This is a genomic window from Ruminococcus bicirculans (ex Wegman et al. 2014), from assembly GCF_000723465.1.
Taxonomy (GTDB): Bacteria; Bacillota; Clostridia; order Oscillospirales; family Ruminococcaceae; genus Hominimerdicola; species Hominimerdicola aceti.
Window position 1 is genome coordinate 490,998 of record NZ_HF545617.1, and the last position, 13,828, is coordinate 504,825.

Genomic DNA, 13,828 nt, shown 5'->3' on the forward strand with positions numbered 1-13,828 from the left:
TATGAAATAGATCGGAAGATACACTCTGCTGATAAAGGAGTAAGTTTGTAAGAATGATTGGATATTTTAAAATTTCGGCAATAGGAACAGCACATTTAGAAAATCCTGACGGTGTATGTCAGGATTATTCTGATGTGCTAAAGCTTGACAACGGATATACAATAGCTGTAATTGCCGACGGTTTAGGCAGTGCAAGTAAATCGGATATAGGTGCAAAAGTGGCTGTGAATTCATTCTTGGCTTACATAAATTTGCATATTAAAACCAAAAAAAGCGATAAGTTTTACATTGATCTTATATCACAGGCATATCAAGAAGCATATAACAACGTAATGAATACTGCCGAAGACATGAAAATAGATTTTTCGGAATATAATACAACCCTCACTGCTGCGATTTATAATGGTAAAAACTTATATTACGGTCAATGCGGTGACGGCGGTATTATCGTTTTAACGCCGAGCGGTAATTATGATTGTGCAACAGAAGTAAAAAAGGGAGAAGCATTCAATGAAACATATCCGCTCTTGGGCGGTCCCGACAATTGGTCCTTTGGAAAATATCCCGACGAGGTCTGTGCATTAACGCTTATGACAGACGGCATATTTGATATTGTGTGTCATCCTCTGCTTGCAAATGAAGCTCAAAAAATAAATATTCCATTTATCCGCCGATTTATGGACAGAAATATTCTTAGGGCAAATAACAAAACTGATTTTGAAAATCTGCAAAAAAGCATATCTAAATTTGTTTCGGGAAACGGCTTGCCTAATGTAACAGATGATAAAACTATCGTAGGATTGATAAACACTGATATTTTAGCAGATTTAAAAGACGAGGAATATTACAAGGAACCTGATTGGGATAAGTTAAACGAAAACATGAAACGCAAACTCCGTGAAGGCCGCAGACCTACTCCTATTGATATAAAAAAGCCTACAAATATAATCAAAGTAACTCCTACTGGTGAAAGCGTAGTAATTAATGATGAATCCAGAAAGTTAAAGAAAAGATTACAAAATTCGTATAGAATCAACCGCCAACTAAGGAAAATCGTTTTGATACAGCTGATAGTGATATTAGTGCTTATTATTTGTTCTATCTGTATTGTTTTTTTAAACAAAGGTAACGTTCAGGATACATCGAAAAAGAGTATGGAATCTTCCAGTATAAGTAAGGATAGCGCTTACAACGGCAAACATACGCAGGGAAGCGCTATTGCGGATGATGATACTTCTGATCATGCAGATGATTCTACACAAAGCGATAGTATGGCGTCAAATTCTGAAAATGATAAAGCTAAAGATAAAGCTATAAAAGATGCTTTACCAAGAATGAAACAAGCTCTCCAAGAGGTGGGAACATCGACTCATTTTACTTATATTAATTCAGAAGCTGTTGATGAGCACTATAGTAATATAACGGGGGGTTCCAGCAGTGGCTTCTAATAATGATAGAAGAATTTATTACGATTTGAATAGCGGACAAAAATATGTATTATTTGAAGAAAGCATTACTTCCGGCGGCGAGGGCAGCATTTATAATATAGAAGGTATGCCCGATTTGGTTGCAAAGATCTATCATGAAAAGAATCGTACCGAAAACAGGAAAAATAAACTTCTGGCTATGCTTGAAACAGATTCAAATGACTTGTCTGAATGTGCATGGCCTCACGCCATTCTGTATCAGGATAACAATTTTTGCGGATATGTAATGCAAAAAGTGTCAGGGTTAAGCAGCTTGATAGATTTTTACGTTTATGATAACAGAAAAAAATATTTGTGGTCACAATATGTAAAAGTGGCAGAAAATATTGCTGCCGCCGTGAATAATGTTCACGACAGCGGACATATAATCGGAGATCTGAACCCAAATAATTTCATGTTAGATGTGAACACTGGTCGAGTTATGCTTGTAGATACGGATTCATATCATATCAAAAGTAAATCAGGAGAAATTTTTCCATGTACTGTAGTTACTCCGGAGTTTATTCCTCCTGAGCTTCAGGGTAAAACTTTTGATGAAAATAATGCACGGAATATGTTTAACGAAAGCACAGACAATTTTGCTCTTGCAGTTATTATTTTCAGGCTTTTAATGAACGGCGTTCATCCTTTTTCATGCGTTGTTACCACCAAAGAATCTATGAGTAATTTCCAACCTGTAAAGAACATACAAAATGGATATTGTCCTTATTTTACAAAAAGTAATATTAATGGGAAAATAGCAAAAACGCGCTATTCACCTAATATAGGTATTCTTCCGAGAGATATTCAAAAGCTATTTGAAAGAGCATTTATTGAAGGTCAACAAAGCAAGAGCGCCAGACCGAGAGCAGACGAATGGTTTTACGCACTTGATTCTTTAAGTCAGAGATTGTGCAAATGTACCGACAATCCAAAGCATGAATACTTTATAGGACTAAGCAGTTGTCCTTGGTGTAAGCTTGACATGGAAATAAGAAATAAATCAAAGCCAAATCCGGGAGATTTGAAAATTGACGACGGATGGGAGGAATTTCGCAGGAAGCAAAATAAAGAAAAAGCATCAAAAGATGAAATAAATACAAAAACTCACAACGAAGACAAGAAAGCGACAAGAGCATTGATAGCTACGATTCTCATAATATCATTTTTTTTAATACTTGCTTTGATTGGTATTTATTCAGATGAATCCTCCCCAAATTATGCTGAAAATGTTACTGATACATATAATTATTACGATGATACTATCGACAGCAGTTTGTATAAAACAAATTCGATTTTTACTCCGATGTCAACTATAGATAAAAATGAATTGTCAGAAAATAAACAAGAAATATCAATTGAAAATATAGAAACTAATGTTGATGAAATATCGGCTTACGCTGAGATAGACTTTGACGAGGAGGTAATTTGGGATGTTCCCGAAACTATCTCTTCGTATGAGTCGTCTACAATACCTGCACCTACCCTCAGTTTTAGTGTTAATATTTATGATATCGATATATCTTTTGATTCGGACGCAACGGTTTATGACCTTATCGCAGAAACGGATTGCGATAAAGCTTATGTAGATCCATTTTCTAAAAATGGTATTGACTTTTATGATAAAGAAAACGGTCATGCGACCGTAAGCCTTTTCTATGCAGCTCCATGTTCAGGAAATCTATTTATAAAAAAATCAAATGGTGAAGTTTTAAAAAAAATCCCGATAGATATAGCGTGGAAAGACTGTGAATTTGTTTCAAGTAACGAAGATATTATAACATTTGGTGATGAACAGTTTGAAATAAAGTCTACAGGCAAGTTAACGATTTCTTATATTTATGGTGATGATGTTGTAGCAGAAAAGGAAGTTGAAGTAATTTAATACATATTAAGGCGTTGATTATAGATGATTAATACAGGAGTGAGATAGTTTATGTATTATGAATGGTTATTTTTTTAATAAAAATGGTACCTTTATAGCATACTGTTATCCGCCGGAAGATTCCTTTTTATCATGTCAAATTCCGAAAGGAAGCGCAAAATTCGTTTATACGGCATTTGACAAACCCGAAGACGGAACGAGATCGCTTCTGACATTAAAAAATGATGAGCAATATATTATAAAAATTGATTATAAGACAAAAACGATAGAAGTATATACGGAAAAAAGGAAAAATACTCAACAAAGCCACAATTTCAAAGTAATTCATAGGAAGTGACATACAATGAATAAAAGATGCCCTAAATGTGGGAAGCTGCTAAATGAAGATGCGAGAAGCTGTAATATATGCGGATATAAATTTAAAATTAATATACCCTACGATCCCAACTACGATCCCATTGTTATGAGGAAATGCAGCAAATGCGGCACCGGATTTACCATTCACAGCTCTAACCCAGGAAAATTATGCCCCAATTGCATGGAAAATAGGTCTAAAATAAATTCTTCCCGGAAGAAAAATCGTGTTGAGAAAATAGCTGCTTGTGTTTTTTCTGTTGCAGTTCTGGGAATAGGAGCTTTTTTTGCATATAAATATCTATCCTCAAATAAACCTACTGTTCAACAAGTCCAAACCGCTTATGAAAGCTATGAAAAGGTAAACTCTACTTTGAGAGATATAATATCCGATCCTGATTATAAGAATGGATCAGAGAACGACAAAAAAGAAAAAATCGAAAATGCATTAAACTGTATGGTCGAGGAATCAATGATCAGCGACATTGACTACAGTGAAGATACTATGATTTATGAATATGTCTATAACGATGGCTCTTTGGGCGGAGTAATGCTGGAACCTTTTGACGAGAGTGTTAATGGAATAGCAAAAAACTATGCCGATGTAGATCAAAACGGTCAAATCAAAGCAATCGATAATAAAGTAGCCTTTGATTCGGAAAAATATTCATACAGCAAAACTGATATGAAAGCAAAAGTAATGTATGGTCTTGGATACGATGATATGCTTGAATTGTTAAATCAGCGTTCAGATGTGTGGACAAGCGAAAAGCTTTTAACAGATATCGACACAGATTGTACTGTTGCAGATTTTGCAGAGGAATTGGCTGGATATGATTTTATTGATATTGAAGAGCATGGTACACTTTATAATGATACTCCTATTATATGTACAAAGGAAGTTGTGACTGAACAAAATATCGGAGAATATTTTGATGATATAATTAACGGTAATATTATTCAAGTGACATATGATGACGATAGCTCCGGAAATACTTATTACTGTATTATGCCGTCCTATTTTACATCTCACTATAAAAATAACGAGCTTGAAGGATCAATAGTATTTTTAGGTTCCTGTAAAGCATACATAAACGATAAGCTTGTGAATGCATTCAAAGACGCAGGAGCATTAAGTGTAATTGCAAATACAGAAACAGTATATACATATTACAATTACTATATTCAGGACGCATTTGTTTATAGCTTAATGTGCGGAGACAGCATAGACGAAGCCCTTGATTTTGCAACAGATATCTGGGGTGAAAGTGATATAGAATGGGCTGATATGTATCTAACCGATAATGAGATCAAGCCAGAAGTTGCTACTCCCAAAATTGCAATAGGAGGTCAAAATAAGCTTGTTGAAGTAAATGAAAACACATCTCAACAAACGCCGGAATTCGTTGAAGAAATATTAAGCTGGTCGGAAGAACATGAACCTATGGACAGCGGTACCGGTTGGCTTGATTCATATGAAATGTATAAAGGTTATATTGGTCATAATTATGCTGAAAAGGATGAAATGTGGTTCCAGGATCTAACCGGAGATGGGGAACCTGAACTTATTATTGGCGGATATGGACTTATGATCGGACAGGAGGAGCAAAAATGCTTCACTGTTTATGAAAAAGATAATGGAATTATTGCAACGGGAGAAGATCTCTATACCGTATGGAGTAGTAACAGAAGTGATTATGGACATGATGCGTTTACCTTTACTCCATATAAAGATTCAAACGGAAAAATAATATTGGCAGACGGACAATTTTATGCATACACAGGTACAGATCTTCCTGAAGATGCAGGCGCATATACCTTAAATGAAGTTGTTTTAGGAGAGAACGATAAAAAAGTAAGGTGTACCGAGAAGATATACTTTAATTATGACGGTGAAAATAAAAAGTATTCTTCATTTAAAGTAGGAAATGATGAAACTACATCAAGTGAAGTCATTAATGCATATAACAATTATTTTGCAGATAAAACTCCTTTAAAAGCGTCAGTTAAAACTATAAAAAAGCTGGATTATCTAAAAATGACTCAGGAAGAACGTAAAAAGGCATTGACTGAATCTTATTATGCTTTTAAATATACCGAAGATAAAAGCATTAGGCCTCCGCTTAAAGATATGATCGATAGTATTCCTAAAGACAGTTCTGATAAAAAGGACACCGATAACATAGAAAAAAATAAAAATCCCGACGATGGTAAGAACACTGATGTTAAAGATATATACAGTGCATATCTTGACAAATTATCGGAATTAAATCAACAATCTTCCGTAGAACCCGCTTACGCTTTATTTGACATAAATAGAGATGGTACAGATGAATTGATTTACATATATGATATAGCAGCAGCAGCCTCAAGGTTTCATGTATATGAATATGACCCTGATGATGGATCGGTAGTATCTACAGGTGATAGTGATACTGGCTGGGATGATCTGTATTATTCAAAAACGCTCAATTGCCTTGTAGATTATTATTCTCATGGTTGTGATGTTAATGCAAATACACCCAGTGGAATAATAACCTTTCTTACAAAGTATTCCTTGTCTAATGGTAAATTAACGTCAGAGGAAATTTATAAAGGAGATGCACTTGAATTTTCTGAGAATGAATATTCATATTACAATTTTTACGAAATAACTATTGAGCAATGTAATGGCTGTACTATTGATGATTTAAAATCAAATGCCGAAAGAAATAAATTTTGATTGATACGGGTTGAAAAATATAAAGGAGGTCGGTAATATATGGACTTAAGGAATTGCACAAAACAAGAATTGTCTCAAATGCCTTATGAATATGTTCGTGAAGCATATTATCAGCACAACCCGAACGCTGTATGGATATTAGGAGTATTTTTTCGTCACGGAAAAAATGGTGCACCTCAAAACTATGAGAAAGCAAGACAGCTCCTTGAAATAGCTTACGAATATGAAGGTGCAGGATCGGGATTTATTTTGGGGAATATATATGAAGAAGGACTTGGAACAACTGTTGATCTAAAAAAAGCAGAAGATTATTATTGTGCATTTTCTGAAGAAACGCATGATCCAACCGGATACTCAGCCGCAGCTTTTTTATATCTGAAAAATGAAAACTTGCCGAATAGAGATGAAAAAATTCCGGAGTATCTAAAGAAAAGTGAGGCATTAGGCGGATGTCCATTATCAGATACGCTTATTGGTCAGTTATATATTGCAGGTACACCAGACTTTCCGAAGGATATTAATAAAGCTGTATTTTATCTTGAACGTTCAAAAAATTATAAAATACTTGGTGATTTATTTTCAGATGAAAAAAATATTGAGCCAAATTATAAATTAGCAAGCTATTATTATGAGCTCGGAATGTCGGATAATATGGATTGTTGTGCAAAATATGCATTTTTAAATTTATATTATGGTTCTATAAATGAATTGTGGACAAATGTCCCAAAAGGTATATCAGTAGCAAAAAAATATTTAAAAACCAATAATAATTATGAAAGTTCATTTTTTATTTTAAAAGCAATGTTTCTTTTTTTTGATAAAGCGAAAAATATTGAAGGTCTTGAATTGTGTACTGATTATTTATATATTATTGGTGAATGTAATAGTGATTCTGAAGATAAAAATCAATTATATTATTCAATTATTGATTCATTAAGTGATCTATATATAAATGAAAACCATACGGATAAATTAGATGGTCTTTTATCAAAGCTTTCTAAAATGACTGACGCTTATCCTCAGATTGCTGAAATCACATTTTATTTAGAAGGCTTATTATGTTATAAACACGGTATCTTTTGTTTAAATATAAATGAGATTTCAATGGCTTATGATTCTTTTGATTCAGCATATAAACTTGGGTTTGAAGATGCAAAAAAATTTTTGATCAGATTCAAAAGGGATATTTTCGGAAAATTAAAATTCAGATAGGGAAATGATAATTATGGATTATGTAGAAATGAATAAATGCGGTTCCTGTAAGTATTATACTTATGAGGGGGAATATAAGAAAGGCTATTGCAGTTGGTATAAATCTTATTACTATGCAGATGACTCGTGTAGCCATTGGGAAGAGGGAAACATATCAAGCACCGGAGGATGTTTTTTAACAACAGCTTGCTGCGAACATAAAGGCTTACCTGATGATTGCTACGAGCTAACAACATTAAGATCTTTAAGAGATCATTATATGAAACAGTCTGTTTTCGGAAATGGGTTAATAAAAATTTACTATGAAACAGCACCTGCAATTATAGAAAAGATCAACAAATTAGATAGAAAAGATGAGATTTACAATGAAATCTATAGTAAAATCGTTTATATCGTAGATCTTATTGAAACTAAAAAATACGACGATGCTGTATGTGAGTATGTACGTATGATGTTTTGGGCAGAAAAATTATGACTCGTAAAATTAATAAATAGTATACTAAAAGACATTTTCAATATAGTGACGTATCCATTAGGTCCTATTTCGGTTCTGAAAAAACAACTGTGTAAATGCGTATAACACCCAAAATAAAATCAATACTATATTTGCAGCCAAATAGGGCAACGCTGAGGAGCGACCCTATGCAAGCTGCGAGATAAAACGGTGGAAAGCAGCGGCAGCAATGTCGCTGCTTTTCGACCCTCTGAAAAAAAAGTCTGTAAAAAGTCAGTCAACTGTGGTAAAATAGAAATAACACAGGAGGCTGATTTTTTATGGGAAGAAGAAAAAGAGAACCAATGAGTGAAGGAAAAAAGAACATCATCGGAATGCTGCTCAAGGAGTATGATATCCGGTCAGCAAGGGATATAGAAGATGCTCTGAAGGATCTTCTTGGCGGCACTATACAGGAAATGCTTGAGGCAGAGCTGGATGAACACTTAGGGTACAGTTCATATGAACGCTCGGACAACTCCAATTACCGTAATGGAAAGAAAACAAAGAAGATACGTGGAAATTTAGGCGAAACCGAGATCGAAGTACCACAGGATCGAGACGGAACATTCGAGCCTAAGGTCGTAAAAAAGCGTCAAAAGGATATTTCAGGTATCGAACAGAAGATAATATCGCTGTACGCAAAGGGCATGACAACACGCCAGATAAGCGATACCATCGAAGATATTTACGGATTTGAGGTCAGCGATGGTATGGTATCCGATATCACAGACCGTCTCCTTCCGCAGATAGAGGACTGGCAGAAACGTCCGCTTGATGAGGTTTATCCCATTGTATTTATTGATGCTGTACATCTTTCTGTACGAGAAAACGGACAGATAAAAAGCTTGCAGCGTATGTTGTTCTTGCTGTCAGTCTTACAGGACATAAGCAGGTATTGTCCATACATATCGGTGAAAACGAGAGTGCAAAGTACTGGCTTGGCGTTCTGAACGAGCTAAAAAATCGTGGCGTAAAGGACGTCCTCGTGATATGTGCCGATGGTCTTTCGGGTATGAAAGGAGCCGTAACAGCGGATACCGCCGTCTGAACAAACAGAGAAGCGTATTTCCGAGCGATACGGCGCTGTTGAAGGCTCTGTATCTTGCAACTCATAAAATAGCGAAAAAATGGACTATGCCACTGAGAAACTGGTGCAGAGTTCTTGGTGAGCTTGAAATCATGTATCCCGACAGGCTTGGCTGAGCGAGCCGCTGAAAATCAGCCTGATTCCATTGCGCTGTGCTCCACTCCATCAGGCTGATTTTCAAAAAGAACCTTGACAAATTACAGTACCCATTGTATACTGTAAAAAATTAGAGTGGCAAATTTTATGCCACTCCCAACTAATGTTTTTATCACAGTTGATTAATTTACAGAGATTTTTTCGCAGAGCCAGCTTCGCTCACAAACGGTAAAAAATGCGTGTCTGCACTATCCGTCCAGTTTCCGTTTTACTTTATGCACAACCTATCCGTCAATCTCAAAAACGCAAGCAGAAAATATAATAAAAACGCACCAATTTCAAAACGGAGTTGAATTTTTTTGCTGTAGCATAAAAACACAACCGCTGTACTTCATAATAATTAAGAACACTGCTTATCATCCAAAGATCCTATGTAATACCTCTACTACATCATCATTTTTAAGTCCATAGCTTTTCAAGGAATTGCTGTCAAATGGGTCTTGCCCCAACAAGTCAATAAAAGTATCAATATCTAATTTAACTTTTGCGGGTAATTCAGATACGCTTTCAAGCATTAGCTCAGCTGTTATTCGTAAAATGTCCTTTTTGTGCTTCTTTATATCGCTCGAATCAACAGCTTCGCCTTTCTCTTTCATTTGTTTCAAGTCAAGATATGCCTTTGCCTTGAACAGAATAAGATATTCAGGGCGAAGAACAGACAGGCCGTTTCTTACAACTTTTCCTTCCAGCAAAGCTTTATAATACTCATCATCAAGCAGAATTGCTGACAGACTTGAAACAGAATCATCTATGTGTATTGGTGTGATCCCTGTCATTTTACGAAGTTCAAAATTATTCCTACAAAACAGTTCTATCATTTTAGGATAGGTATCATCTTCAGGTTTATCAAATCTGTAAAACTGCGGCTTTTGTACACTTGTTGTCTTATTTCGGTATCTCCCGTTCTGAATAAATTTCCAGAATCTTTCTCCAAACTCAGGCGTAAGAGCCTCGACTATCAAAACCATATCCAGATCCCTTGTTGCTCTGAAAGTTGCGTCATTGCTTTCAAATATAATATCACAGGCTGCACCGCCTATAAGCACATATTGTTCTTCGTAGTCGGCAAAATAGTTTCTGAAAGTATCTAATCCTTTTACCACACATATTCCTCCAACATCTCGTTTATAGATTTCATTACTCTTTCGTCCTGCAATTCTTCATTGGTCAATGACAGGGATGCGCTTAGTGGGTCTTGTATCGGCTTATGGTTATAGTCAATGAAATAGCCCACTTCAAGAACTGCACAGCCAATAGCTTCTCCTTTTCGAACTTGCTTCAGCTTTTTTACCCCTGTGTCAGATAACTCTTTTTTTGTCACCGCATAGGTAGTGTAAGCATTATCAGAGAGCAATGAATACTCGCACAGAGCAGTGATTCCTGCCTTTTTGTCTAAATATATATCATTCGGAAACTCGTATCTTCTAATAACAGGGCTTCTAAGAATGTGCTGAAGCTGTTCCCACAGCTGCTTTATATCAGACGGAACGGTAACAGCTCTTGCTTTGCCCTTTGTATCAAGGATATTGACATTCAGATATTCTATTTCATCAAAGCACCTGCTCGCAGACGTTTTGGATACGCCCAGCTTTGTGGCAGCTTCTGATACTGTTACCTTGTTCCACCTTTCATAGATTGCCATAAGTATTAGCTTTTGCGTCAAGTACGAAATAATATCAACAGGTGCAATATCACGTTCACCTGAATTAGACAGCAGGCAGCCTATAAACGGCAAATAAACCTGCTTGCCTTTCAGTACAAATGGGATGCCGTCCTCGACAAGTTTTTCCTTGATATAAGGGGTGGTCGATTTAAGAAATATTGCACAGTTAAGTCCTGAAATATTCTGAACTTTAGCTCTGTCCTTTCGGAGCGCAATAAGACCAACATCGCCTTTTGGTTGAATTGCAAGCCAGTCTATTCCGTTGATTTCAACATCAAATAGATCGTATCTCCCTTTGAAAGCAAGCGGCAATCGGTCGTATAGGTCATTATTCTCTTTTATTTTAACGTTTTGTCTTAACGTTTTTTTTAGGTATTCTCTCATATGCTCACCTTTTAAATCTATAACGTAATTTAAGTTACAGATTTAAAATAACACATTCTTATCAAAATGTCAAGCTGTTTATAGTTTTTGCTTTTAATTTATTTTATGTACAGCCTGTCCGCAATTCTCAGCAGACACATACAGCATTCCAGTTCGTAGTTCAACGTTGTCTGTAACGGGTCGCCCTCACGGATACGCATGGTGCGCCTTATTTCTTTAGGTATGACAACTCTGCCGAGATCGTCGATCCTGCGGACAATTCCTGTTGCTTTCATATTTATGACCTCCGTTGTTTTTTCAAAATTGCAGTAATATTATTTGCAGAGGTGGGGAATTTATGCAGGAAAAAAGCGAGTGATAATCGTATGGATTTTAGCTTTTATTGTTCATTATCACATTGATTGGGAAATGTAGTATATAACTAATATGATTATCATTATTATTACGATTGCAGCGGCTATAATGGCATTTACTTCATTGGTTGTCCTTGGAAGTTCTTCAAGATCAGCTTCTAAATAATTAGGATCTAACTGTTTCAATTTTTCGTCAACTCTATTTATTGAATCAAGCCATTGCCTTTTATTTTTATAGTTATGGCGGTAGGACGTTTTTCGACATACAGAATATATATATGCATATTGTTGGCGTATGATTTTCCAAAGATATGTTGTCTTATATTTGTCCGGTATAGTATGTATGATATGTTCTATTGATTCGATCATTCCCAATGATAGTTCCACGAACATATCATAAGTGTATTCACTATCATTAGTTGTATAACTGCCATTCTTACCATATTCAGTCGTTGTATTCATTACAAATGAACTATTTAAAAAAGCAAGCAAATCAGAATTGATTCTTTGAATCAAAGCTTTGTTTTCTTCGTATTTTTTTGGTGAGCTATCATAATTGTCATCAATTACAGATATCGAATTTTTTAACACTTTAATTTTCTGTTCTCTTTTAAAGCGGTCAGAATCTACAAGTGCCATTCTTGCTTTTCCATAGCTGGAGTAAAAAATAGCCTCAATATTTGTTGGCTCATACTGCTCTACCATGTTATAGTATTTTTCACATTCTTCCCAATCTTCTTTAGCTTTTGCACGGCGTGCGTTTTCGAGGGAACGCTCTACAAAAGAGGTGTTATCGACTGTGACTTTACTTCCTGACACATCGACCTTGCCATTAACTTCGACAATAAGACGTTTAGCTTCTTCAGGTGAATATTTAGCACCGCAATACTGACAGATAAAGCAGCCGTCCTCTTTGACTAAATCATTGCTACCGCAAACTTCGCATACGATTTGTTTCATGCTTTAACATCTTCTTTCTGTGATTTGTATTTTCGTGATTAAAAAAATTATTATATTTCTGGTCCGCTATAATGTGGTAAACCAGCTAAATCCATGTTTTCGTTATAATAATCAATACTATATACTGACAATGAGAGTGCATTACTTCCATTTGGTGTTATGGATAACAGGTAGACATAGTTTCCGCATTTTACCGAAACCGAATCAGACTCGTCAGTTAAGTAATCTCCGGTGTACCTATATCTTTCTAAAGAAGTGTCAAGAATATCACACGAATCGCTAATATCTTCAGAAGAAAGACCAACATCAGTGTATAAAATTGCACTGGCATAAAACATTCTGAGTATATTTAAAGCGTCAACTTCCGAAATTTCATCGCTCGTTTTTTCAATAGTACAGTCTGCGTCTTCGTAATATTCCCTTATCCATTCTCCTAGATCATCATATATGATAGACATACTTTCAATGCTGTTATCATCTGAGCCGGTAATAGTGCATTTAAGTTTTGTTGGTGTGTTGTTAACAGTTATAGTGCAGATAACCTCAATGTTTCTGGTTTCAGTTTCATTAATGCTGTTTTCGTCATAATCAAAAACAGACATATTTTCTTTTGCATAATCTAATTTCTTTTTTACATTTGTTATAAATGTATCTTCATGGACATCTTGCGTAACCTCGCTTGTGGTTAGCGTGGTGGTCGCAACCTCATCTGACGTTGTTGTTGAGATCGTTGTTGTTGTGAAATCGGTTTGCTGTGAATTATTGATTGATTTATTGCTGCTTTTAGTATTGTTTCCACAAGAACTTAAAATCAATGTTGAAATAACAAGTGATAATACTAAATAACCATTCTTCATAAGAAATTCCTCCATATTCTTCTATAGTGCTTTTTTTGACACTATTTATTATGTACTGTCATTATACCACATTATTTCCACGATTTGTTAAGCTGGCTGCTTAGGATAACGATTACATTTTGTAAACAAAGTGTAAATTTTGCAGATGTAAACGTTGATAGGGGGTGCTTTTGAAATAAGGAGTGGGGAGCGAGGGGTGTTATTTCAAAAAGTGGGGAGTTTTTGAAATAAGG

The 13,828-nt window shown here is 35.4% G+C and carries 9 protein-coding genes and 2 pseudogenes; 6 read left to right on the forward strand and 5 right to left on the reverse strand.

Annotated features, from left to right (window positions below; translation table 11 throughout):
- The first annotated feature begins 53 nt into the window (after window positions 1–53).
- The 6 genes and pseudogenes from RBI_RS12650 (at window position 54) to RBI_RS12680 (ending at window position 9,338) form a co-directional block, all read left to right on the forward strand.
- Complete coding sequence (locus RBI_RS12650) at window positions 54–1,448, forward strand: protein phosphatase 2C domain-containing protein (protein WP_041337449.1); 1,395 nt, start codon at window positions 54–56, stop codon at window positions 1,446–1,448.
- Window positions 1,438–3,351 (forward strand): protein kinase domain-containing protein, encoded by a 1,914-nt coding sequence (locus tag RBI_RS12655; RefSeq protein WP_041337450.1) that lies wholly within the window; start codon window positions 1,438–1,440, stop codon window positions 3,349–3,351. Before RBI_RS12650 ends, RBI_RS12655 begins: the two co-directional genes overlap by 11 nt.
- A 343-nt stretch (window positions 3,352–3,694) precedes the next feature.
- Window positions 3,695–6,427, forward strand: coding sequence for a zinc ribbon domain-containing protein (locus tag RBI_RS12665; RefSeq protein WP_148303622.1), 2,733 nt, complete (start codon window positions 3,695–3,697; stop codon window positions 6,425–6,427).
- Window positions 6,428–6,466: 39 nt separating this feature from the next.
- Window positions 6,467–7,639 (forward strand): tetratricopeptide repeat protein, encoded by a 1,173-nt coding sequence (locus RBI_RS12670; RefSeq protein WP_041337453.1) that lies wholly within the window; start codon window positions 6,467–6,469, stop codon window positions 7,637–7,639.
- A 13-nt stretch (window positions 7,640–7,652) separates the two neighbouring features.
- On the forward strand, window positions 7,653–8,114 hold the full coding sequence (locus RBI_RS14855; protein WP_147337891.1) for a CFI-box-CTERM domain-containing protein: 462 nt from the start codon (window positions 7,653–7,655) through the stop codon (window positions 8,112–8,114).
- Between the two features lie 323 nt (window positions 8,115–8,437).
- Window positions 8,438–9,338: pseudogene (locus RBI_RS12680) on the forward strand (IS256 family transposase).
- A 396-nt stretch (window positions 9,339–9,734) separates the two neighbouring features.
- Here RBI_RS12680 and RBI_RS12690 read toward each other — a convergent pair.
- The 5 genes and pseudogenes from RBI_RS12690 to RBI_RS12710 form a co-directional block, all read right to left on the reverse strand.
- Complete coding sequence (locus tag RBI_RS12690) at window positions 9,735–10,481, reverse strand: hypothetical protein (protein ID WP_041337458.1); 747 nt, start codon at window positions 10,479–10,481, stop codon at window positions 9,735–9,737.
- The gene (locus tag RBI_RS12695; protein ID WP_041337459.1) at window positions 10,475–11,425 is read right to left on the reverse strand and encodes a helix-turn-helix domain-containing protein; all 951 of its coding nucleotides are present in this window, start codon (window positions 11,423–11,425) and stop codon (window positions 10,475–10,477) included. The genes RBI_RS12690 and RBI_RS12695 overlap by 7 nt, the downstream gene beginning before the upstream one ends.
- A gap of 146 nt (window positions 11,426–11,571) precedes the next feature.
- Window positions 11,572–11,700 (reverse strand): annotated as a pseudogene (locus RBI_RS12700) (AbrB/MazE/SpoVT family DNA-binding domain-containing protein); the annotation flags it as partial.
- 117 nt (window positions 11,701–11,817) lie between these two features.
- Window positions 11,818–12,738 carry a TFIIB-type zinc finger domain-containing protein gene (locus RBI_RS12705; protein WP_041337461.1) on the reverse strand — a complete coding sequence of 307 codons (921 nt, stop codon included), beginning with the start codon at window positions 12,736–12,738 and terminating at the stop codon, window positions 11,818–11,820.
- A 50-nt stretch (window positions 12,739–12,788) separates the two neighbouring features.
- Window positions 12,789–13,595, reverse strand: coding sequence for a hypothetical protein (locus RBI_RS12710; protein ID WP_041337462.1), 807 nt, complete (start codon window positions 13,593–13,595; stop codon window positions 12,789–12,791).
- Window positions 13,596–13,828 lie beyond the last annotated feature (233 nt).